This is a genomic window from Meiothermus sp. (assembly GCF_025056915.1).
In the GTDB taxonomy this organism is placed as follows: Bacteria; Deinococcota; Deinococci; order Deinococcales; family Thermaceae; genus Meiothermus.
On sequence record NZ_JANWVH010000019.1, the window covers coordinates 15,655 to 37,796 of the forward strand.

General features: G+C 65.7%; 24 protein-coding genes. 9 read left to right on the forward strand and 15 right to left on the reverse strand.

The features are described from left to right. Positions 1–78 precede the first annotated feature (78 nt). From NZN28_RS04940 to NZN28_RS04950, 3 genes are all read left to right on the forward strand, one after another. The gene (locus NZN28_RS04940) at positions 79–534 is read left to right on the forward strand and encodes an HPP family protein (protein WP_295395716.1); all 456 of its coding nucleotides are present in this window, start codon (positions 79–81) and stop codon (positions 532–534) included. Continuing rightward, positions 534–1,700, forward strand: a complete 1,167-nt coding sequence (locus tag NZN28_RS04945; protein ID WP_295395718.1) for a cation:proton antiporter — start codon at positions 534–536, stop codon at positions 1,698–1,700. The genes NZN28_RS04940 and NZN28_RS04945 overlap by 1 nt, the downstream gene beginning before the upstream one ends. 76 nt (positions 1,701–1,776) lie before the next feature. After that, positions 1,777–2,655 (forward strand): C40 family peptidase, encoded by an 879-nt coding sequence (locus NZN28_RS04950; RefSeq protein WP_295395719.1) that lies wholly within the window; start codon positions 1,777–1,779, stop codon positions 2,653–2,655. Positions 2,656–2,740: 85 nt separating this feature from the next. On the opposite strand, the gene NZN28_RS04955 is transcribed toward NZN28_RS04950, so the two are convergent. Then, positions 2,741–3,511, reverse strand: coding sequence for a tryptophan-rich sensory protein (locus NZN28_RS04955; protein ID WP_295395720.1), 771 nt, complete (start codon positions 3,509–3,511; stop codon positions 2,741–2,743). Between the two features lie 110 nt (positions 3,512–3,621). On the opposite strand from NZN28_RS04955, the gene NZN28_RS04960 reads away from it, so the two are divergent. Then, positions 3,622–4,788: an aminotransferase class I/II-fold pyridoxal phosphate-dependent enzyme gene (locus tag NZN28_RS04960; protein WP_295395721.1), complete on the forward strand. Its 1,167-nt coding sequence runs from the start codon at positions 3,622–3,624 to the stop codon at positions 4,786–4,788. A gap of 364 nt (positions 4,789–5,152) precedes the next feature. Next, positions 5,153–6,868, forward strand: coding sequence for a glycoside hydrolase family 125 protein (locus tag NZN28_RS04965; RefSeq protein WP_295395722.1), 1,716 nt, complete (start codon positions 5,153–5,155; stop codon positions 6,866–6,868). Here the strand turns inward: NZN28_RS04965 and NZN28_RS04970 are convergent. From NZN28_RS04970 to NZN28_RS04995, 6 genes are all read right to left on the reverse strand, one after another. Beyond that, complete coding sequence (locus tag NZN28_RS04970; protein WP_295395724.1) at positions 6,860–7,492, reverse strand: PepSY-associated TM helix domain-containing protein; 633 nt, start codon at positions 7,490–7,492, stop codon at positions 6,860–6,862. The two genes, NZN28_RS04965 and NZN28_RS04970, sit on opposite strands and share 9 nt — an antisense overlap. After that, a complete protein-coding gene (locus tag NZN28_RS04975) occupies positions 7,476–8,018 on the reverse strand; it encodes a DUF2271 domain-containing protein (RefSeq protein ID WP_295395726.1) in 543 nt (180 codons plus the stop codon). The genes NZN28_RS04970 and NZN28_RS04975 overlap by 17 nt, the downstream gene beginning before the upstream one ends. Positions 8,019–8,047: 29 nt before the next feature. Continuing rightward, positions 8,048–8,956, reverse strand: a complete 909-nt coding sequence (locus tag NZN28_RS04980) for an FAD:protein FMN transferase (protein WP_295395728.1) — start codon at positions 8,954–8,956, stop codon at positions 8,048–8,050. 83 nt (positions 8,957–9,039) lie between these two features. Then, a complete protein-coding gene (locus NZN28_RS04985) occupies positions 9,040–9,753 on the reverse strand; it encodes an intradiol ring-cleavage dioxygenase (protein WP_295395730.1) in 714 nt (237 codons plus the stop codon). A 109-nt stretch (positions 9,754–9,862) separates the two neighbouring features. After that, positions 9,863–10,120: an SHOCT domain-containing protein gene (locus NZN28_RS04990; protein WP_295395732.1), complete on the reverse strand. Its 258-nt coding sequence runs from the start codon at positions 10,118–10,120 to the stop codon at positions 9,863–9,865. 73 nt (positions 10,121–10,193) lie between these two features. Next, the gene (locus NZN28_RS04995) at positions 10,194–10,652 is read right to left on the reverse strand and encodes a hypothetical protein (protein ID WP_295395733.1); all 459 of its coding nucleotides are present in this window, start codon (positions 10,650–10,652) and stop codon (positions 10,194–10,196) included. A gap of 703 nt (positions 10,653–11,355) precedes the next feature. Here NZN28_RS04995 and NZN28_RS05000 point away from each other — a divergent pair. Next, positions 11,356–12,018, forward strand: a complete 663-nt coding sequence (locus NZN28_RS05000) for a response regulator transcription factor (protein WP_295395734.1) — start codon at positions 11,356–11,358, stop codon at positions 12,016–12,018. Continuing rightward, positions 12,015–13,361, forward strand: a complete 1,347-nt coding sequence (locus tag NZN28_RS05005; RefSeq protein ID WP_295395736.1) for a HAMP domain-containing sensor histidine kinase — start codon at positions 12,015–12,017, stop codon at positions 13,359–13,361. Before NZN28_RS05000 ends, NZN28_RS05005 begins: the two co-directional genes overlap by 4 nt. On the opposite strand, the gene NZN28_RS05010 is transcribed toward NZN28_RS05005, so the two are convergent. Both NZN28_RS05010 and NZN28_RS05015 read right to left on the reverse strand, forming a co-directional pair. Then, complete coding sequence (locus tag NZN28_RS05010; RefSeq protein ID WP_295395738.1) at positions 13,339–14,616, reverse strand: ATP-binding protein; 1,278 nt, start codon at positions 14,614–14,616, stop codon at positions 13,339–13,341. The two genes, NZN28_RS05005 and NZN28_RS05010, sit on opposite strands and share 23 nt — an antisense overlap. 31 nt (positions 14,617–14,647) lie before the next feature. Further along, on the reverse strand, positions 14,648–15,355 hold the full coding sequence (locus NZN28_RS05015) for a response regulator transcription factor (RefSeq protein ID WP_295395739.1): 708 nt from the start codon (positions 15,353–15,355) through the stop codon (positions 14,648–14,650). Between the two features lie 105 nt (positions 15,356–15,460). On the opposite strand from NZN28_RS05015, the gene NZN28_RS05020 reads away from it, so the two are divergent. After that, positions 15,461–16,705: an MFS transporter gene (locus tag NZN28_RS05020; protein ID WP_295395741.1), complete on the forward strand. Its 1,245-nt coding sequence runs from the start codon at positions 15,461–15,463 to the stop codon at positions 16,703–16,705. Positions 16,706–16,949: 244 nt separating this feature from the next. Here NZN28_RS05020 and meaB read toward each other — a convergent pair whose 3' ends face one another. The 6 genes from meaB to NZN28_RS05050 form a co-directional block, all read right to left on the reverse strand. Further along, positions 16,950–17,879 (reverse strand): methylmalonyl Co-A mutase-associated GTPase MeaB, encoded by a 930-nt coding sequence (gene meaB, locus NZN28_RS05025; protein ID WP_295395742.1) that lies wholly within the window; start codon positions 17,877–17,879, stop codon positions 16,950–16,952. A 242-nt stretch (positions 17,880–18,121) separates the two neighbouring features. After that, positions 18,122–18,562, reverse strand: a complete 441-nt coding sequence (locus tag NZN28_RS05030; RefSeq protein ID WP_295395743.1) for a RidA family protein — start codon at positions 18,560–18,562, stop codon at positions 18,122–18,124. A 79-nt stretch (positions 18,563–18,641) separates the two neighbouring features. Beyond that, positions 18,642–19,424: a universal stress protein gene (locus tag NZN28_RS05035; RefSeq protein WP_295395744.1), complete on the reverse strand. Its 783-nt coding sequence runs from the start codon at positions 19,422–19,424 to the stop codon at positions 18,642–18,644. Positions 19,425–19,446: 22 nt separating this feature from the next. After that, positions 19,447–19,824 carry a RidA family protein gene (locus NZN28_RS05040; RefSeq protein ID WP_295395745.1) on the reverse strand — a complete coding sequence of 126 codons (378 nt, stop codon included), beginning with the start codon at positions 19,822–19,824 and terminating at the stop codon, positions 19,447–19,449. Between the two features lie 136 nt (positions 19,825–19,960). After that, on the reverse strand, positions 19,961–20,419 hold the full coding sequence (locus NZN28_RS05045) for a hypothetical protein (RefSeq protein WP_295395747.1): 459 nt from the start codon (positions 20,417–20,419) through the stop codon (positions 19,961–19,963). Positions 20,420–20,698: 279 nt separating this feature from the next. Next, on the reverse strand, positions 20,699–21,286 hold the full coding sequence (locus NZN28_RS05050; RefSeq protein ID WP_295395749.1) for a GNAT family N-acetyltransferase: 588 nt from the start codon (positions 21,284–21,286) through the stop codon (positions 20,699–20,701). Between the two features lie 55 nt (positions 21,287–21,341). On the opposite strand from NZN28_RS05050, the gene NZN28_RS05055 reads away from it, so the two are divergent. After that, positions 21,342–22,031, forward strand: coding sequence for a sulfurtransferase (locus NZN28_RS05055; RefSeq protein ID WP_295395751.1), 690 nt, complete (start codon positions 21,342–21,344; stop codon positions 22,029–22,031). Positions 22,032–22,142 lie beyond the last annotated feature (111 nt).

Below are 22,142 nucleotides of genomic sequence, written 5' to 3' on the forward strand. Positions count from 1 at the left end.
CATAAGCGGAATTAGGGACTTTATCACCCATTTCATGTTCGGGACTTTCCGCCTGCGCCCTTTGGGTACAATCCCCCCATGCAGGTCAAAAATCTGATGGGGTTGCGCCCCTATACGGTGCACAAGAACGAAACCCTGTACGCGGCTGCCGAGCGGATGCTCGAGCACCGCCTGGGGGGCTTGCCGGTGGTGGGCGACGGGGGCGAGGTGGTGGGGCTCCTGGAGATTGACCAGATGCTACCCGAGCCGCAAAAAGTGCCCTTTTCGGATGTGGAGGCCCTGCGCTTCCTGGACGAGTGGGTAGATCCCGGCTCGTTTGACCGTTTGGTGGAGCGTTACAAGAACACGCCCGTGCACCGCTTGATGCGCACCGAGGTGGCTATGGTCGGCCCCGACGACCCCATCGAAAAAGCCCTGGGGCTGATGCTGCAAGACCGGCAGTACCGGCGGGTGCTGGTGGTGGACGAGCATCGGCAACTGCTGGGCACCCTGACCCGCTCCGACTTCCTGCGTTTGTTTGTGCGGGGGCGCTGATGCACGGCATCGGGCCTCTGGTCGAGGTGTTTTTCCTTCTGCTGGCCGCAGAGCTGGTGGGCTGGCTGTTTGCCCGCCTCAAACAGCCGGTGGTGATTGGCGAGGTGCTGGCGGGTGTGCTGGTGGGGCCTGCGCTGCTGGGCCTGGTACACGACGGGGAAATTCTGGAGTTTCTGGCCGAACTGGGGGCTATTTTCCTGCTCTTTATGGTGGGCCTCGAGACCCGCCTGCGCGACATTCTGGCGGTGGGCAAGGAGGCCTTCCTGGTCGCGGTGCTGGGGGTGTTGTTCCCCTTTGTGGGGGGGTATTTCTTTGGCCAGAGCATCGGCTTTGGCCAGCTCCCGGCGCTGTTTTTGGGTACGGCGCTGGTGGCGACCAGTGTGGGGATTACGGCCCGGGTGCTCCTGGAGCTGGGCGTGCTCTCGCGCAGCTATAGCCGCATCATCCTGGGCGCGGCGGTGATTGACGACGTGCTGGGCCTGATTGTGCTGGCGGTGGTGAACGGGGTGGCCCAGAGCGGCACCTTCGAGCTGGCGGTGGCCCTGCGCATCACCCTGCTCTCGGTGTTGTTGGTGGGCGGGGCCATGCTGCTGGTGCCCTGGCTGCGGCGGGTCTCACTGCCTCGCTTTACCCTGGGCAACCCCTTCGGCTTTGCCCTGCTGGTGGGGGTGGGGCTGGCGGCGCTGGCGACCACCATTGGCCTGGCCCCCATCGTGGGGGCCTTCCTGGCCGGGATGCTCCTGGCCGAAGTGCGCGAAGAGCTGGCCATTGAAGAGCACATCCGGGCGGTGGGGCAGTTTTTGACCCCGATCTTTTTTGCCATGGTGGGGGTGCGCCTGGAACTGGCCGCGCTGCTGAGTGCGAAGGTCTGGCTGGTGGGCAGTGGGGTCTTGCTGATTGCCCTCTTGGGCAAGCTTTTGGGCGGATTTCTGGGGGCCATGAGCCAGGGCTTCCGCCGGGCGGTGGTGGTGGGCATCGGGATGGCCCCTCGGGGCGAGGTGGGCCTGATCGTGGTGGCGCTGGGCCTGGCCGCCGGGGCGGTGAACGAGGAAGAGTATGCGCTGGTGCTGTTTATGGTGGTGGGCACGACTTTGCTGGCCCCACTTTTTCTGCGGCCCGCCATTGCTTGGGCCGAACGCCGGCAGGTTCCAGAAGATTCTTCATGAAAGCCAACCAATGGCTACATGAACGCAAATTCATCGCACTTACGCGTATACTGGCCCTGGTATGCGCCTAAATGCTGTGTGGCTCTGGCTTATTGCGATGGCGCTGGCCCAGGGTGGGCCCACCTACACGGTGCAACGCGGCGACACCCTGTTCTCCATTGCCAAACGCCACGATACCACCGTGGAAATCCTGATGCGGCTCAACAACCTGAGCGAGGCCACCCTGAGCGTGGGGCAGGTGCTGCAGCTGCCGCCCCGGGTGGTGCAACACACCGTACAGCGCGGCGATACGCTTTTTTCCATTGCCCGGCGCTACGGCTCCACGGTGCAGGCCATCCAGCAGGAAAACAACCTCGAGGGCACCGCGCTTTCGCTGGGGCAGGTGCTCCGCATTCCCCAGGTGAGCGTGGCAGCGCCCCCACCCCCTCCGGCCCCGGCCAGCCCCAACCCCGCCCCACCCCCAGGCGCTGCGGCCAATCTGGTCAACTCGACCCCGCTTCCAAGCCCCACCCCGCCCCAGCCCACCCCCGAACCGGCGCCGCAGCCCCAGCCCGCCGACACCGACTACGACCCCACCCACCCCCTAATCCTGGTGGTGCTCAAATACCTGGGGCTGCCCTACGTGTTCGGGGCCAACTCCGACCGGGCGGTAGACTGCTCGGCCTTTGTCCAGCAAGTTTTTGCCGAAGTCGGCATCAAGGTGCCGCGCACCAGCCGCGAGCAATGGGGTGCTTTCACCACCGTGCAGGGGGCCATGCGCCAGGGCGATCTGGTATTTTTCAGCTTTGGGGGCCGCCAGATTGACCACGTGGGCATCTATTTGGGCCGGGGGGTGTTTGCCCATGCCAACAGCTACGGCAGCCGCGTGGTGATCGAAAGCCTGGACAGCCCTTACTACAAGCGGGTCTATCGGGGGGCCAAGCGGGTGGAGGCGCTGTCGGCGACGCAGCCGTAAAGGGGTTCCCAACACGGCTCCGTATGGCAGGGTTCACCCGGTTTGCGTGTGCCCCGACGCCGGATGGGATGCGGTGGTGAATCAGCTACGAGCGCCTGGCGTGGGCTGCCACCAGCCCCGCCACAACCACCAGCAACCCCGCCACCACCCCATACACCACCACAGGTTCGCTGGCATGGGCCACCCCGATGCCGGCGAAAGCCCACAGCAACACCAGGTTGAAGGGAATGTCGCGCTCACGCCGAGCAAACACCACCCCGACACCTGCTGCCACCAGCACCAGCAGCAAGGCCCAGACCTGCCCGGGGAGGCCCCAACCGTTCCAGCCCAGTTCAATGAGGGTGATGGCGGCATTGGCAACGGTCGCCACGGTAATCCAACCCAGGTAGAGGCTGAAGGGAACTCGAGCCAGCCCGCTTTCGGCTGCCGAGACGGCAAACTGCCCCACCCCCAAGCGCACATACAGCAGCAGGGTGAGTAGCAGGCCGATCATCATGACCATGCTGGGCACGATCCGCAGGTAGTGCCAGCACAGCAGCCAGGCCACATTGAACCCGCAGGACAGCACGAACAGCCCACGGGTGGCCACCAGCCGAGGGTTATCTCGCTGGGCGGGTAAGGCCTGGTAGACCGCGTAGGCCAGCAGGGCCAGGTAAATCACCCCCCAGATGGCGAACACATAGCCCGCTGGGGTCAAGAAACTGGCAAAGCGATCGGAAACCTCCCCGGTCTGGCGGCCCGCAATGGGCAGAATGTTGGCCAGCGCATTGACCGCAATGGTGGCGATGACGGCCAGCACCACCACCCCCTGCATGAGGGGTGCAGCGGCAGCAGATGACGGGATTGATGGTTGCACTTTGCTACCCTACCCGGTTTGGCCCATGCCGTATGGGGTGCAGCGACACATCGGCCACAAAACCGGGCGCCAACCCCGGGTTTCCATCTTGCGGTATGGTAGTGCCCAGTATGTTTCGCTCCCGCCGCACCCCCAAGGGTGGAGGGGTGTTCCTGGAGATGGACACCGCCAAGGCCGAGGCCCGCGCCCGGGGCCTGGAGGTGGTTGACCTCTCCATCGGGGCCTCCGACCTGCCCCCGCCGCCCGAAGCCCTGCAAGCCCTCAAGCAGGCCATAGACGACCCCGCCACCTACGGCTACTGCCTCAAGTCGGGGACGCTCCCCTTTTTAGAGGCTGCCACCGAGTGGTACTTCCGGCGCTACGGGGTGCGGCTCGAGCCCCGGCGGGAGGCCCTGAGCCTGCTGGGCTCGCAGGAGGGGCTGGCCCACCTGCTGATGGCCATAGCCGACCCCGGCGATGTGCTGCTGATGTGCGAGGTGGCCTACCCCTCCTATTTTGGGGCGGCCCAGGGGGCGGGCCTCGAGGCCTACCTGAGGCCCCTGGGCCCCGACCTGCTGCCCGACCTGTGGGCGGTGCCACCGGCGGTGGCCCGGCGGGCCAAAGCCCTGTTGCTCAACTACCCCAACAACCCCACGGCTGCCCTGGCCTCCGAGGAATTCTTCGCGGAGGCGCTAAAGTTCTGCCAGCACTTTGACCTGCTGCTCATCCACGACAACCCCTACCTCGACCAGGCCCTAAAGCCCACCCCTTCGCCCCTGGCCCTGCCGGGGGGCCGGGAGCGGGTGGTGGAGCTTTTTAGCTTCTCCAAGAGCTACCACCTGGCGGGGTTCCGGCTGGGTTTTGCCCTGGGCTGCGCCGAGGCCATCGGGAGCCTGGAAGCCCTCAAAGCGCCCATTGACTTCAACCAGTACCCGGGCATTCAGCGCATGGGCATGGCCGCCTTGGGCATTCCCCAGGCGCGCTTGCAGGCCGATGCCCAGACCTGGGCCAACCGTCGGCAGGCGATGGTGGCGGCCCTGGCCGAGCAGGGCTGGACGGTTCCGCTGCCCGAGGCCGGCATGTACCTCTGGGCCCGGCTGCCGGCGGGCCTGGCCCTCGACGACCTGCAGTTTGCCAGGAAACTGGTGGCCCAGACCGGGGTGGCCCTCTCGCCGGGGCGGGCCTTTGGGCCGGGCGGGGTGGGCTATGTGCGCTTTGCGCTGGTGCAGCCCGAGCCGGTGCTGCGCCGGAGCGCGGAGAAGATCGGGGATTTCATCCGCAGGGAGGCCCAAGACTGAAGGATGCCAGAAGCCGACGCTCTACCCCCAGGCCAATGCGCTGAGGGGCGTCCGGGGGTGAGGTGGGGTGTCGCCGAGGAGGTGGGCTGCACCTTTGGATTTGTCCGCATCAAGCGAAGAGCCTGTGCTTTGGCAGAGCGCTCAGGCGAGCGAATTCGTAGTGGATATAATCAAGCTGCTTGAGGCACACCAGGCCCGACGTAGCTCGAGGCTGCAATCTCCCTCGAGGGGCCGTGTTCAGCGAGACCGAAAACTTCGGTCCTCCAAGGGGCTTGTTGCAGGCCCTGCTCAAGGAAGTGCTCGAGCGTCAAGGCACACCCCGGACGCATGGGCCCGAGATGCCGTAGAAGGCTTACCTACCGCCATGGAACTCATGACCCCCGCCCCCATCCTGGACAGCCCACCCGAGCACCTGCCCACCGGGAACCTCGAGGTTCACGTGGAGACGAGCCCCCAGGCCCCTGCCATTGCCCGCCTGGGGGTGGCCTCCCTTGCGCTAAATGGTTTGTTGGACTGGGTGGGGGAGCCCTTGTTGGAAGTCTCGGGCAGGGGTTGGAAGGTGTCGCGCACGGCGGACTGGATTCCGGTCTGGGAAAACGAGCAGCTCAAGGTCACGCTGCTGGCCCCCTACGGCGAGCGCGGGCTGGCGCTGCGCCTGGAGCCCCGTACATCCGGGCCGATTCAAATCGCCGGGAACCTGGAGTACCTGGGGCTGCGGCGCTTCAAGGAAGAGCGGCTCGAGGCCACCTTTCGCACCACCCACGACCCCTGGACGGGGAGTTTTGTGCTGGAAGCCCGCAGCGAGCGCACCCTGCTGGCCTTGGGCTGGCAGGCCGACCCCCCTCCCACCCGCGCAGACTGGGGCCAGCAGTACGTGCTCGAGTGGGACACCGGCCCGGTCACGCTGTACCTGGGCCTGGCCCCCGAAAGCGACGGGGCCCGCACCACCGCCCTGCATTTGCGCCGGGTAGGCTGGGAGGCGCTGCTGCGCAAGACCCTGCACAAGCTGGCCCTGCTCTCCACCCACTACAGCGGCCCCCTCTTTGAGCTCTACCGGCGGCACCTGATTTTTAGCTACTTCTACGCCCAGGCCGACACCCTGGAAGGCGAGCCGGTGCTGCTCACCTCGCGCAGCCCGCACTACTACGTCTCGGGGGCCTACTGGGCCCGGGATGGGCTTTTGTGGTTTTTTCCGGCCCTGCTCAAGGCCGACCGCAAGCGGGCCAAAGAGGTGCTCAAGGCGGTCTTCCACCGCTTTGCCCGCTGGCCGGGGGAGCACGCCCAGTACCTGAGCGGGCCGCCGTTGTATCCGGGCTTCGAGCTCGACCAGGCCGCCGCCTACCCGCTGGCCCTGGCCCGCTACCTGGAAGCTACCGGCCCCAACCCCGAACTCGTGGCCGAGCTGCGCGAGCCCCTTCGGTGGGTGTTCGAGCGGGTGGCCCAGGAAAAACACCCTTCGCTGCCGCTTTATCGCACCTTTCTTTCCCCCACCGACGACCCCGTAAAAGAGCCCTACCTGACCTACGACAACGCCCTGTGGGCGGTGGCCCTGGAACGGCTTGCGCCCTACTGGCCCGAGCCGGAAACCCTCAAACACGAGGCCCGGGCCCTGCGCGAGACCCTCTACCGCCAGGCCGAGCGCAACGGGCGTTTTGTCTTCAGTTTTGAGCCGGGGGGACATTATACCTTCTCCGATGAGCCGGCGGGCAGCCTGCTCTTGCTGCCGCATCTGGGCTTTTGCAACCGCCAGGACCCCATCTGGCAGGCCACCGCGCTGTGGATTCTGGGCCCAGACAACCCCCACCACTACAAAGGGCGCTTCCCCGGCGAGGGCTCGGCGCACTTTCCTTTTCCCTCCGGCTTTGGCCTGGCCAACCGAATTTTGTCGGGGCTGATGCGACCTGCGGGGGATGCCTTGATGGTGCTCGAGCAGGCCCCCCTAGACCAGGGCTATGCCTGTGAATCGTTCGACCCCCAGACGGGGAAGAGCCGCACCGGGGTGGGGTTCGCAGCGCTGGCCGGTTTTATCGCGTATGCCCTATCGGCAGGCAAGGAGGGCCGAACAGCTCCCCTAACCTGAGGCCGCCCGGCCCATCAGAAGCAACAGCAGCACTGCGCCTCCCAGCGCGGTGGTTATGGCCGCTGCACGGGTCTTGCGGAAAAACAGCGAAAGCCCAAAGCCGGTCAGGGCCACCAGTAGCAAAAAGCCCCCCGAGAGGTCTATCAGCCAGGCCCAGGCCCGGCCCGCGTCGCGCCCCCGGTGCAGGTCGTTGAGCACGGCCACCGGGCCCTGGGCCACCACCTTCAAGGTGTAGCTGCCGTCGGCTCGGTTAATAAAGGCATCGGCGGCGTAGGCGGGGGCCCGGAAGCTGATGGAGGCTTCCTGGTCGTCGGCGCGGGTATCGCTTACCCGGCCCTTCAGGCTGTGGGCAGCCCGGAGGGCCTCGGCGGTTTGCAGCCAGTCTACCTGCCCGTCCCGCTGCCAGTTTTGCGGCAGGGTGCCGCTGTAGGTGTGGGTGGTCTGGGCGGTGCCCAACACCCACTCGGGGTGGTTCAGGGTGATGCCGGTGGCGGCGAAGAAAAGCACCACCAGCAGGCTAATCATGGAAGCGTAGAGGTGCAGCCAGCGCACCACCCCATAGGCCCTGGCTCGCAGGGGCTTTTGGAGCTTGTCGGGCCGGGCGGCTTCAACCCTGCTTGTCATAGGTGAGCGTCACCTCCTTCAGTTCACCGGCCATGTTGAAGCTGCGCTTGAAGGGCGTTTGGGCCAGGGTGACTTTTTCGCGGAAAAGCTCGTAGGGGCCGTGCTCCCGCACCATCTCTACGCACACGAAGTAGTCGCCCTGGCTCACCGGGTTGCCCTTGTCGTCCTTGCCGTCGAAGCTCAGAGCATAGCGCCCCGGCAGGCGGGTTGGGCCCGAGACGGTGTTCTCGAGGCTCCCGCTGCGATACCAACGCCGCAAGTCGGGCAACCAGCGGGTTCCCTTGCTGGACTGCTCAAACCACAAGGCCAGGGTGCGCACCGGCAAACCCTGGGCGTTCTCGAGCCAGACCGCCACGTAAGGAGCGCGGTAGCGTCCTCCGCTGGCGGCTGCTATCTCGAAGGTGATATCCAGCTTCATGCCGGCAGCCCAGCGGGCCTGGGCCAGACTCCTTCCAGCCCAAAGGGTCAGGAACAGGCCGGTGGCACGGTAGATAAAGCTTCGGCGGCTGATAAACCTGCGCTGCATGGGTATCTCCTTGATATTCATCTTGATATTCATCGAATCCGTTGTTGCTCGAACCTGGGGTTGCTGTGGGTCTGGCCGCTTGCCTCCACCAGCAAGCAGCCCACCCCGAAGACCTCGGCCAGGGCCAGGCTGAGCATGGGCTCCAGCACGCAAAAGGTCGTGGAGAGCACGTCGGCCACTGCGGCGCTGGGGGCAACGACGGTGGCCTGGGCAATCTGCGCTACGGGCCGGGCGCTGCGGGGGTCGAAGAGGTGCTGGCCGCGCCAGGTGTGGCCGCTGGTGGCTACGCCCTGGTTGCAGATCTCGAGCCAGGCCAGTGGAGGGGCGTTGTCGGCTGGATGGAAGGGATGCGTGACCGCAACCCGCACCCCCTGCGGGCCGATGTGCCGAAGATCCCCTCCCAGGTTGACCAGCACCGCCTGCCGACCTGCCCCCAGGGCGGCCTGAGCGGCCCGGTCGGCAATCTGCCCCTTGGCCAGGGCGTTGAAGGTGAGGGGCAGAGGGGTCAGCTTGTGGGCTACGCGGCCCTCGAGCCGCCATAAGGGGCCCTGGAGGGCCGTCTGGAGGGCGGAGCGCTCGGCCTCGCTGGGCCGGGGGTTCTGCCGGTACAGGGCTTGCACGGCGGCTACCGCCGGGTTGAAGGCCCCGTAGGTGTGGGCCATCCAGCTTTCGGCCTCGCGCAGCAGGTTTCGCAGCTCGAGCGAGACCACTGCCCTGCCCTGGGCCTGCCAGCGGGAAAGCTCGGAGGTGGGCAGAAAGCTGCTAAAGATGCCCTCGAGCCGCTCAATCTCGGCCAGCGCCGCAGCCTCGCCCGTGCGTGCACTGCGCGGGTTGTCGGCCAGCAGTTGCAGCTCGAGGGCCGTCCCCAACACGCCTTCATGGCGAACCCGATGGTGCTGGAGGCGCGGTTTGAGCCAGGTGTGGAAAGCCAGGGGCATAAAATCTCCGAACCGTAGGGGCAGTATCCCCAAACAGCATGAGGGTTTGACCAACGCTTGAAGAAGATTGGTTGAAGAAGGGTCTACAGGTTCAGCCCAATCTCGAAGGTAGCCGCATAGCCTGCGCCGCTTTGAACGGGGTTGAGCAGCAACTGGCTCCCGCCGTTGCGGTAGATGCCGTCGTTGGCGTTGCGGGTGCGGGTGCCCGCCTTGGCGTAGGGGGGGTTGGCCAGTATGCGGTCGCTCAGGGCGTCGTCGAAGAAGAGCTGGGAGGTGAAGTCGCGGTTCTGGTAGCGGATTTTGAAGTGGATGTGCACGGTGCGGCCCGGATACCAGCCGGGGTAGATGGTGGTGAACTGGGCGAGGCCCTGGGCATCGGTAATCTGGTGGCCGCGCAGCCACTTCTGCCCCCGGGTGTCGGCAAAGCGGTCCTGCACGCCGGAGTAAAGGCCCTGGGCGTCGCACTGCCAGATGTCCACCATTGCGCCCGGTAAGGGATTACAGCCGCCGGTCGAGACCCTCGAGACCGCAAAGCGCAACACCAGGGGAACCCCGGCCTTGAGCACGCCCGTAGTGGGGTCGGAGCGGATGTCGGAGCGGTTGAGCTGGGTATCCACAAAGTAAGGGCCCTCGGTCAGAGCCGGGCGCACGATGCAAGCCGGCAGCGGTGCATTCTGTGCGCTGGCTTTCGGCCCGCTCAGAAGCCCGCCCACCCCGGCCAGGCTGCCCAGCCCCAGCACCGAAAGCACCTCGCGGCGGCTCAGGATGCGCCCGATGGGTTTATCGTCGTTGTCCATACAACCTCCCTTTGGATTTATTCTGGGTGCCTCCGGTGGCAAGCGGGTTAGAGCTTGCGGGGTCTTTTTTCATCGGCCCGGGCAACCCAGAAGCTGGCTGGAGGGTGGCTCACCCCCCCAGGTTCTTCTTCAGGGTCTCGTACTCGCTCTGGCTAATCTCGCCCTTCGCGTAGCGCTCACGGGCAATTTCCAGGGCCCGGTCGGGGCCGGCTTTGCCGTTGGCCGGGCTTCGCAGCAGCCGCGCAATCAGCACCAGCACCAGCGCCAGCAAACCCAGCAGCAACAGTACCCAGAGCACATCGTCCACCACCCCCAAGCCGTAGTAGCCGAAGCCATCCCATCGTCCTCGGTGATCGATCTGCCACATACAAACCTCTCCTAGAGGAGTGGCTTGCGGTACATGGGTTGCCCACTGACCGCAAGCCACCGGCTACTTGCTCCTAGCGTCCGCGGCCCCGGGGGCCATCCCACCCATCCCGCTCGCCCCTGCCCAGGCGCAGCTGCACCGGCTGGGCGACGAGGGCCTTGGCAACCGCCTGGCTGCTGGCTTTGAGGCTGGTGGCCTGCTGGGCGGTCAGACGCCCGGCCTGCACGGCCTGGTCAATGGCCTGGTTGCGGGCCGTGACCAGGGCAGCCTCGAGGGCGGCGGGGGTCTTGCCGAGGTCGGTGGCGACCTGGGCCAGGGTCTTGGTGCCACCTGAAAGCAGCGCAAGCTCGGCGGGGGTCACGCCCAAAAACTGGGCTGCGCTGTAGTACAGATTGCCCACCCCCAGGCCCCGGAACATCATCCGCTGCATGGGCTGCACCGGCGCCTGCTGCGGGGCCGGGGTCTGCTGGGCCAAAGCGCCCGCCAGGGCCAGGCTCGAGACAACCAGCAAGGTTTTGACTGTTTTGTTCATAGCTTCCTCCTTGTGTCGGAAAGCCCTTCTCGCTTTCCCGAGCCAAAGTGTGCGGCGGCGCGGTTACGGGGCAGTTACGAATCGCTGAGAGGGTTTCTCATGGGCCGTGGGTGCGTTGGGCACAGCTTTCGGGGTGGTTGGCCGGTATGGGCAGGTGGCTGAAAAAGGGTCGGAAACGGCGCCGCTCCGGAGTTCACCGGGTCACATAAAAGCCCGTCCGACCACACCCCCACGTTTGGCGAATTGAGTCCCACCTGGACTCGCTCTGTCCCTCCCTTGCCGTGCACGGGAAGCCAGGTGGGGTGGCAGATGCTCTTCCTGCCTGATCGGGCGAGGGCCATCCTTCTTTGGAAAAGGCGGAAGTGCAGGGGCATCTTTACAACGGTGTATTAGAGCGCTCTCGACATATTGTTAGCCATTCGAGTTCGAGAAAGCCTGGTTCTGAACAGAGCAGTGGCCGCCTGGAAACTCGAAAACATGCCTCTCGGCCCGGACGCAACGCAGACAAGCGTGCCGCACCGAGGTGAGGTACGTCTCTTTGTCCCTTCTCGTTTTCGTGGACGGCCACGTCTGTGAAGAGCGTGATAACTTGGCACGTCATATCTCTCGCCATGCCCCTAGATTTGCCCTTCTTTGCAATATCACTCTGTACGCCCGACCTCTTCATAACCCCCCCATAACCCCTACAATGCAAGCTGTACACATGCGGCTTTTGCTGGTGGAGGACGAACCCAACATCGCCCGCCCGGTGATCAGGGCGTTGGAGGCCCAGGGGCACCAGGTGCGTCACGCGCCGGATTTGCAAACGGCCCGCGAGCTGCTGGCCGAGGCCGAGCCGGACCTGATGATTCTGGACGTGCGCCTGCCGGAGTCGGAGGACGGGGGGTTCATCCTGGCCCGGGAGGCCCGCCAGGCGGGGTACAAAGGCCCCATCCTGTTCATGACCGCCCGCGATGCCCTGGCAGACCGGGTGATGGGCCTCGACGAGGGCGGCGACGACTACGTGGTCAAACCCTTCGACCTGCCGGAGTTGCTGGCCCGGGTGCGGGCCTTGCTGCGCCGGGTGAGCGAGGTGAAGCAGAGCCGGGTGCAGTACGGCCCCCTCGAGCTCGACCTCACCAACCGCAGCGTTCGCTGGGCAGGGCGGCCAGTGGAGCTGAGCGGGCGCGAGTATGCCCTCTTGGAACGCCTGGCCCTCTTCCCGGGGCGCATCTACAGCCCGGAGGAACTCTTAGATCTGATCTGGGGCGAGGAAGCCTCAGACCCCGGCGTGGTCAAGGTGTGCGTGCACCACCTGCGTAGCAAGCTGGACAGCCGCGTGGTGCGCACGGTGCCGGGGGGCTACAGGCTGGGGTTGGAACCATGAGCCTGCGGGTGCGGCTGGCCCTTTTCATCGCCCTGGCCATTGCTCTGGCGCTGCTGGTGCAGGGCTTCTTGGGCTATGCCAGCTTCGAGCGCTTGCAGATGGGCAGCCTCGAGCGCGAGCTGGATGCCTACTTAGGGCGCATTGTGGGCCAGCTGGAGGGCCGCAGGGGCCCCTCGCGTTGGTTGCGGAGGGAGCGCGATGGCGATGGCCCCCGGTTCACAAGCCCCAATCCCCTCGAGCGCCTTCGCCTCGAAGACCGCGATGTGCCCATGAACCCCACCCAGGCCGGTACCATCGCCCATGCCCGCCTGGTGCACAGCGGCACCGTGCTGCGCGAGTGGGGCCGTTTTCCCGACGAGCTGCCCTTTTCCAGCAGCCCAGTGCCCCGCCTGGAACAAAACTGGCTCTTCCGCAGCGTGCGCCTGGGCCCGGAGATGTACCTGCAAGGCGCGGTGGAGGCCAGCCAGGTTCGGGCCAGCCTGGCCGGTTACCGGCAAACCGTGCTGCTGACCGCGCTGGTGGTGGCTTTGCTGGGCGCGCTGGCGGCCTGGCTGCTCAGCGGGCCGGCGCTGAGGCCCCTGCGCCATCTTCTGGAGGCCACCCGACGGGTGGCTGACTCGGGCGACCTGAGCCTGCGGGTACCCCCCGAGGGCAGCGGGGAGCTGCGCCACCTGAGCCAGACCTTCAACCAGATGCTGGAAAGGCTCTCGGCCTTCCGCCAGCGCGAGACCGAGTTCACCCGCAACGCGGCCCACGAGCTGCGCACCCCCCTGACCGCCTTGCAGCTCCAGCTCGACGCTCATCGGCAGGGGCTTTCGACCCCGGAGGAGACCCTGAGCGTGGTTCAGGAAGAGGTGGAGCGCATGACCCACCTGAGCGAGTCGCTCCTGACCCTGGCCCGGGAAGGGCGCGGCCAGCGGGTCGGGCTCGACTTAGCCCAGCTGGCCCAGGCAGCGGCCCGGAACGCCGGGGTTCCCTACCAGGGGCCCCAAGGTTTGCAGATCATGGGCGACCCCTTCCTGCTGGAACAAGCCCTGGAAAACCTGCTCAGCAACGCCCAGAAGTACGCTTCTGGGGCCAGGGTGGAACTCGAGCCCGCCACCGACCCCACCTTTGTGGTGCTGCGCGTCCGCGACACCGGGCCGGGCATGCCGCCCGAGGTGCTCAAGCGGGCCGCCGAGCCCTTCTACCGCGCCCCTGGGGTGCGCGTGCCCGGCAACGGCCTGGGCCTCTCGGTGGTGGCCCAGGTGGCCCGAGCCCACGGAGGTCGGCTGGTGCTGGCCCCCAACCAACCCCAGGGCTTATGTGCCGAGCTGTGGCTCAGGGTAGCCGAGCCGGGTTGAGGGGAAGCTGCAACTCGAACAGGGCGCCCCCCTCGGGGCCGTTTTGGGCCGTGACCCGGCCTGCGTGCAGCTCGACCAGGGTTTTGACGATGGAAAGCCCCAAACCGCTCCCACCGGTGGCCCTCGAGCGCGAGGCTTCGGCGCGGTAGAAGCGGTCGAAAACTTTGGGCAGGGCCTCCTCGGGAATGCCGGGGCCGGTGTCTTGAACCTTCAGGTAGGCTAAAGAGGCCGAACGGCCAGCTTCGAGCACAATCTTGCCCTGGGCCGGGGTGTGGGCCAGGGCATTGTTCAGCAGGTTGCCAATCACCTGGGCCAGGCGGTCGGGGTCGCCCTTGACCGGTATGGGCTCTTCAAGTTTGAGCTCGAGGCCGATCTGGCGGGCTTCTAAGGCGGCCTGGAAGCCCGAGGCTACGCGCCGCGTCAGCTCGGCCAGCTCGAGTTCGCGCATCACCAGGTTCAAGCGCCCCGCGTCGGCCAGGGAGAGGGTGCGCAGATCCTCGACCAGGCGGGCCAGCAGCGCGGTCTGGTGGTGCAGGCGGTCTATCTCGGCCTGCTCCAGGGGCAATACCCCGTCCTGGATGGCCTCGAGCCGCCCCTGCATGACCGTGAGCGGTGTCCGCAGCTCGTGGGCGATGTCGGCAATCAGGGCCTTGCGCTCGGCCTCGAGGCGCTCCAGCGAGGCCGCCATGTGGTTGAAGTTCTGGGCCAGCCGAGCCACCTCGTCGTGCCCCTTTGGGCTCGGGATGCGTACCGAGAGCTGCCCCTGGGCCAGCCGACTGGCCGCTTCGGAGATGGCCTCGATGGGCCGGGCCACCCGGCGGGCGAACACCAGCGCCGCCAGAATCCCCAGCACCGTGGCAACCAGACCCGCAATGAGCAGATTCTGCTGCAAACGGGCCTCGAGGCCGGGCCGCCGGGGACGCGGCGGTGCCTGGAGCCGCAGGGGGGGTGCGTTGGGGTCGTCGAGGGGGGCGACCAGGAAAACGGGGTTGGGGTTCTCGGGGTCGGTGGAGGGCCGCATCTGCACCCGTATTTCACGGCCTGCAACCAGAAGCTCGCGCAGCTCGGGGGTCAGGTTCAGGCTGGGCGGGCGGCCCTCGTTGCGGCGCAGGTACTCCCGAAGCTCGGGGGGCAGGTCGCGGAAGGTACGCTCGCGTTGGTAGTTGTTCAGGGCGATGGTGATCAGGCTGGTCACCACCACCACCAGCACCATGAGCAGGCTCAGGCGCACTTCGATGCGGTCGAAAAAACGCATATCGCTAAAGGCTAGGGGCCGGCAGGGGGTCTCAGGCCTCGAGCCATAGCCGATACCCTACCCCGCGCACCGTTTCCAGCAGGCCGCCCCCGCCCAACGCCTCCAGCTTCTTCCGCAGGTTTTTGAGGTGCACGTCCACCACCCGCTCCAGGGCATCGGACTCGGGAAGGGCCGCCTCCAGCAGCTCGGCGCGGGTGAAAGCCTTGCCGGGGGTGCGGGCCAGGGTCTCCAGCAGCCGAAACTCGGTGGGGGTGAGCTCGAGGCGCACCCCCTCCAGCCTGGCCACCACCTTCTCGCTGTCGATTTCCAAAGGCCCCACCCGCAGGATGGGCCGGCTCGGTTCAGCCGGTACGGCCCGGCGCAGCACCGCCTTGACCCGGGCCACCACCTCGCGGGGGCTGAAGGGCTTGGTCACGTAGTCGTCGGCGCCCAGCTCCAGGCCCAGCAGCTTGTCCAGGTCCTCGGTGCGGGCCGTGAGCAGAATGACCGGGGTATGGCCCTCGCTGCGAATGCGGCGCAGCACCTCGAGGCCGTCCATCTCCGGCAGCATGATGTCCAGAAGCACCAGATCGGGCCGGGCCGCCCTGACCAGGTTCAAAGCCTGCCTGCCGTCCGAGGCCCGTTCGGTGCGAAAGCCCTCACGGCGCAGATAGCCCTCCAGAACCTCGGCAATCTCCGGCTCGTCTTCGACCACCAGTACCAGTCCCACCGATTCCAGTGTATCGGGAGACGGCAACATGAAAAAAGATTGCTACGGGGTTGTGAAGGGCCGGCGTGGGATTTGTGTAGATTTGGGGAAGTCCACCCTTCCCAAAACTGACCCACCGGTCAATAATGGGCTTTTGTGACGCTGCCCGCAGGCGAGCCCCGCCGTTCGCAAAACCTGGCCATCTGGGAGGGCATGCTGGCCATCCTGTTCATCAACTGGAGCACCGGGGTGGTCATGACCGGCTATGCCCTGTGGCTGGGAGCGCCCCCTGTGGCCCTGGCTATCCTGGGTGCCCTGCCCATGGTGGGGCAGATGGCGGCCCCCTTGGCACTGTTTTTCCGGGGGAGCCGCAAGCGCCTGAGTGCCACTTTGTCGGCCCTGGGGCGCGGTTTTTTTGTGCTGACCCTGTTGTTGCCCTTGCTGCCCGAACCCTGGCGCATCCCCGGCTTGCTGGTCATCGCGGCGCTATCGCAGCTCATCGTGGCGCCCGTGAACGTCCTGTGGACGAGCTGGATGGCCGATCTGGTGCCGGAAAAGCAGCGTGGGCGCTACTTTGGCCTGCGAAACGGAATTCTGGGCCTGGTCGGCACCCTGGGCAACCTGGTTGCGGGCAGCCTGATTGATGCGCTGGGCAAGCCCTGGGGGTTTTTGCTGGTGCTGGGCATTGCGGTCATTGCGGGCGTGGGCGCCACCTTTGTTTTACGGCGGCAGTTTGAACCCCCCTCGGCCAGCACGTCCCCTCGCTTTGCCGAGTTCGTCCAGCCCCTTTCCGACCGGCGCTTCCGGGGGTTTTTGGGCTTTGTGGTGCTGTTTTTGGGCGCGGTGAGCGTGGGGGGGCCGTTTGTGTTCCCGCTGTTCCTGGAGCATGCCCGCATGACCTTTACCCAGGTGGGCCTCTGGACGGTGATTGCTGCAACCTGCGGCCTGGTGCTCAGCCCCTTGTGGGGCCGTCTGGCCGATCGGATTGGGCACTGGCAGGTGCTGCTTTTGAGCAGCAGCGTGGCCGCGCTGGTGCTGCCCCCGCTCTGGCTTTTGGGGGGGCCGGGGCAGCTACAGACCATCTGGGCGGCGGCGGCCTTCGACGCGGTGGCCTGGGGCGGTATCGGCACGGCCCTGACCAATGTGGCCCTGCAGAGCGCATCGCCCGAAAAACGCAACCTTTATCTGGCCTGGTACTGGATGGCCTTTGCAGTGGGGGGCATCCTGGGCTCGCTGCTGGGGGGGCTGTTGGGCAGCCTGCACGCGCAGATGAAGCTCTTCCCCAGCCCCTACCACCTGCCCATCCTGGTTTCCATGCTCCTGCGGGTCATGGCGGTGTATTACCTGGGCTGGCGCATCCGGCGCGACAGGAAGCGGGCCGTTGTAGCTGGGGGGCTTTAGAGCGCTCTTCAGATATTATGAGCCATTCGAGTTCGAGAAAGCCTGGTTCTGAACCGTGGCCGCCTGGAAACTCGAACACATGCGTCTCGGCCCAGACGCATTTTCGTTTTCGTGGGCGGCCACGTCTGTGAAGGGCGCGATCACTGCAAGCGGGGTTGGGTAGGGGACAGGTGCTGGCCCACAACCCACTCCCTCCCCTCCTGCCTGGTGGAACCTTGGAAGTTGCTTGTGCCTGGGGTTGGCATTACCCGGCCCGCAGGCCCTCGCGCACGCCGAGCAGTTGCAGGGCGGCTTCCTCGGGGGTGAGGTCGCCGTGGGCTACCCTGGCAATCAGGTCGTGACCCTCGCGGGTCTTGCGGCGGCCCCACTCCTGGATTACGCTCTCGATTTCAAAGCGGGCCCGCTCGAGCCGGTCGGCCTCGAGCAGGTGGTGCTCGCTCAAGTGCCGGTAATGGGCCTCCAGGGCCTCGAAAACCTCGGGAACCCCCTCGGCCTTGGGGGCCACGGCGGTCAGGACGGGCGGCTTCCAGCCTGCGGGGCGCGGGGCGGCAAGCTCGAGGGTGGTTTTGAGTTCCTGCACGATGCGCTCGCCCCCCGGCAGGTCGAACTTGTTGACCACAAACACATCGGCAATCTCCATCACCCCGGCCTTGAAGGCCTGCACGGCATCGCCCGCCGCAGGGGTCAGAATGAGCACGGTGGTATCGGCCACGCGGGCAATGTCCACCTCGCTCTGCCCCACCCCCACCGTCTCCACGAAGATGCGGTCAAAGCCAAAGGCTTCCAGCAGGGCCAGGGTGGCTACCGTAGCGCCCGCCAGCCCGCCCAAAGCCCCCCGGCTGGCCAGCGAACGAATGTAGACTTTTTTGTCCTGATGATGGCGCATCATGCGGATGCGGTCGCCCAGGATGGCCCCGCCGGTAAAGGGGCTGCTGGGGTCTACAGCCAGCACCGCTACACGCTCGTCCCGCTTGCGGGCCTCCTCAATCAGCCGGTCGGTGAGGGTGCTTTTGCCCGCCCCAGGGCTGCCGGTGAGGCCCACCACCCGCGCATGGCCGCGCCCGCGCAGTTGGCGCAGCAGGGCCTGCCCTTCGGGGTAGCCCGACTCCACCAGGGTAATGGCCCGCGCCAAAGCCCGCATGTCCTGGGCCAGAAAACGCTCGTAGAGGTTCATGGGCTCAGTCTATCGCGGTTGGGCAGGTTTTTTGCCATGCTCCGGACTCAATCGTCTTTTTGGGATTGCAAAGCAGGCAGCCACTCCGATGGAATTACAAACCCCTGCACGATTCCGAGGCGTGGCCGATGTGGAGTCTCACGGGGATAGGGGCCGGCAGACGGCAAGGCAAGAAGAGTTCTTGGTAGAAGCGGAGCCATGCCCTTGGGCGGCTTTTCGCTTTCCGCCTTGGGCTTTTGGCCCTACACGACCTCAAAAATCCCCTCGATTTCCACGCTGCTGCTAAAGGGCAACTGGGCCATACCCACCGCCGAGCGGGCGTGTTTGCCTTTCTCGCCAAATACTTCCAGCAGCAAGTCTGAGGCGCCATTGATGACCCTGGGCTGCTCCTCGAAGTCGGGCATGGAGTTGACCATGCCCAGCAGTTTGACCACCCGACTGACCCTGTCCAGGTCGCCTACCGCGTCCTTCAGCACCGCCAGCAGGCGGATGGCGACCTCGCGGGCGGCGTGGTAGCCCTGCTCGGTGCTAACCTCGCGGCCCAGCTTGCCCTTGAGGCTCGAGACCTGGCCCGAGATGAAGACCAGGGAGCCGCTACGCACCCAGGGCACAAAGCTGAACATGGGGGGTTTGACCTCGGGTAACACGATGCCAAGCTGTTCCAGGCGCTGTTCAATTGTCACTGAAGCTCCTTGTGGCTGCCGGTAAATATCCGGTGCTACCGGCAGGTGTTTTACGTCCAGGCATCAGCGAGCCTCGCGCTCAGGGCTGCACAAAGACCGGAACCTGGGCATGGTTCAGAATCCAGCGCGTGACCGAACCGAAGAAGCCTCCGGCCCGGCTGCGCCCCACGAACAGGGCATCGGCCTGGTGCTCGTGGGCGAAGCCCAGCAAGGCTGCCGCCGGCGACTGGTCGGTGGAGAGCACCTTGGCCTCGAGGCGGCCTTCCAGGGCCAGCGGCAGCGTCCGGATGGCGTGGTTGAGCGGCTCGAGTTGGTCGGCATCCCCCACGTGCAGCACGGTCATTTTTCCGCCGCTGGCCTCGGCGATGTGGTGGGCCAGCCGCAGCACCCGCTCGGCGCCGGGGGTGGGGCCATAACCCACCAGCAGATGGTCGAGCCCCTGCACTTCGGCCACCTGGGGCACGGCCACGACGGGTCGGGTGCTCTGGGCAATCACCCGCTCGGTGGTGGTGCCCAGCAGCCGGTCGGCCAGGCTGTCCTCGCCGTGGGTGCCCATCACCACCAGGTCGTGGTCGGCAGCGTGTCGGAGAATCACCGGGATGGGTTTGCGGGGCTCGAGCACGGTCTGGGCCCGGGTGTCCAGGGCCTCCAACTGCCGGGCCATGAGCACCGACCAGGCTTGCTCGGCTTCGTCAAAGATTTTCTCGGTCTGGGTGTCGAAAAAATGGGCCGCACTGGCGTAGCGAGGTTCGGCGGCGTGCACGATGGTGAGCGAGCCGCCGGTCAGGTCGCGCAGCATCTGCGCCAGCTTCAGCGCCTTCTGCGAAGCCGGGGAAAAATCGGTGGGGTGGAGGATTTTCATGGAACCACCCGGCGGCGGGGCCTCACAGGAGCGCAATACAGGCCACTTCGACCCTCACATCGCGCGGGAGGCGGGCGACCTGCACGGTGGCCCGGGCCGGGAAGGGTTCGCGCACGTACTCGGCATACACCTTGTTGAACACCGGAAAATCGTTCATGTCGGCCAGGTAGCAGGTGGTCTGCACCACTTTGGCAAAGGAGCTTCCGGCGGCCTCGAGCACCGCGCCCAGGTTTTTCATCACCTGATGGGTCTGGGCCTCCACATCGCCCGCAACCAGCTCCCCCGCTGGGGTCAGGGGAATCTGGCCCGAGCAGTACACCATGCCGCCTGCCACGATGGCTTGGCTGTAAGGGCCGATGGCCTGGGGTGCCTGGTCGGTCTGAACTCGTTGCTGGCTCATGCCCACAGCTTATACCAAGCCCGCTTCATGGCTATAGCCCGAGTTGCCCAAACTGGCCGGGGCTTCGCTTGCAGCTTTTGGCCTCAGGCGCTTCAAGGGCTGTTTGTTGAGCGCCAGCGGCTGAAAGGAGCCCCGTTCAGAAACCCTGGGTGGCCGGGCGGGCCGGGAGGGGCTCGTGTACCAGGGTGGTCTTGGGCGGCCTGACCTCCAGGCCCAGGTAGGCCAGAGGGGTGTTGGACTCGAGGTCAGCCGCCATGATCAGATAATCCACTTCTTCCAGCGTCCACAGGTGAACCCCGTGGGCTTGGGCAAGCTCCCGAAACAACGGGCTGTACTGGCCATTGATGGCAATGAGGATAACCCCCTCGGCGCGATGGGTCTGCTGGGCGGCCCATAGAGCTTGCAGGGCGTTTTCGTGGCCGGGGGCTCGGGCTTCGACCTGGAACAGGTAACGCAGGCCGGTGGGTGATTGGGCCAGAACAAGGCCCTGGTCGGGGGTTAGCGAGGCAACCCAGTGGGGGCATCGGTTCAGTAAACCGGCCACGTAGCGCAAAAAACCCTTGAGGTTGATGCCCGGCATCGCATCTATCTGCATAGATACCCCCTGAACCATCATGGTAGAACCCGGCTGTGGAAGCAAGTGAAGTTTGTACTCATATAAGGCTTATAGCCCTTTTAGGATTGGACTCATTTTTTTCTCAACAGGTGGCGGCGGCAGCCTGTGGATAACTCTGTGGATAACCCCGACCTTTTTGTGGATAACTCTGTGGGTATCGGAATGTTTCTCGTCAGGAGAAGTCGGGTTTTTTCGATTGAGACGCGATTATTTGTGTGAATCGAATTGTGAAACGATTGTCACCTGAAGCCTTTTGTACTAAAGCGACTTGACCCAGAACACCATGGGTTTGGCAGTGGCCTGCGGCTGGCCCAGGTCTTGCCAGGAAAACTGACAGACCAGGTCTGGGCGCTTGGAAAAGCCCCGCCGCTGCCAGAAAGCATCCAGCGGCACATAGTCAGCTGGCTTGAGGGGGTGATTGGCCGGGCGCTCCACCGCACAAAAGGTGAGCTGTCGGTAGCCGAGCTGTAAGGCCCGGGCCTCCCGATGATGAAAAAAGGCCACCCCCAGCCCTTGCCCCCGGTAGGCTGCTTCCAGCACCGATTCCCCAAAGTAGTACCACTCGGCTGGGTTGAGCCCGGCCTTCAAAAAGGGTTCTTGAAACTCGGTCTCGGCCAAGGCCAGGGGCAAAGCGGTGGAAGCCCCCACCACCCGTTCGCCGTCCCGCACCACAACCAGGGTGCTCTCGGGCCATTCCAGAAACTTGGCCAGGTAGTGCTCCTCGTACTCGAGGCTCCCCTCGTACAGATAAGGCCACTCCCGAAAAACCAACATGCGCAGCCGGGCCAGCTCCGGGATGAACGGGGCCACCTCGGCGCCGGAAAAAACGTCCAGGCGTAGGCTCATGGCTTCCAAGATACATGAACTGTTGCGAAGCCAAACCTTCGCTACAATCGGACGTATGATTCTGAGCGCCGACCCCCCTGCCGATGCCTTGCTGATTGATAGCCGCTCCCCCGCCGAGTATGCCCAGGGGCACCTGGAAGGTGCGCTCAACGTGGATCTATCGGGTTTTCGGGGGCGCTTGCGAACCGAGGAGGAGTTCCGGCAGCTCGAACAGGCCCTGGCCGACCTCATCGGGCGGCTTGGGGCCGGCCCCCAGAGGCCGGTGGTGGTCTACGACACGGGCCTCAACACCCGCCTGACCAAGACCGCCTTCATGCTGGCCCTGGGCGGGCTGGAGGTGTACCTGTGGCCCCAGGGCTGGGAAGCCCAGGCGACCAGCCAAGCCTCGGTTCAGCCCAAGGAGGGCGAGCCCTGGGCCCGGCTCAACCGCCAGATTCTCCTGACCGCCGACGAGATTCTGGCCCAGCCCGAAGCGCTTCTGCTGGACGTGCGCGAACCCCACGAGTTTGCCACCGCCCGCATTCCTGGCGCAAAAAACATTCCCTTAGGCGCCTTCGGCCCCAACAATGCAGGGGCCCTGGGCCTGCAAGCCGGACAAACGGTGGGAGTTCACTGCCGCAGCGGCGCGCGCAGCGCAACAGCCTTCTGGTTGCTGCGGCAGCAGGGGGTGCTGGCCCGCAACTACCTGGGCAGCATGCTCGAGTGGGAGGCCGAGGCCGACCTGCCGGTGGAGCGGGGAAGCTGAACACTGTGTTGCATAGAGCGCTTTTCACATATTGTGAGCCATTCGAGTTCGAGAAAGCCTGGTTCTGAACAGAACAGTGGCCGCCTGGAAACTCGAAAACATGCGTCTCGG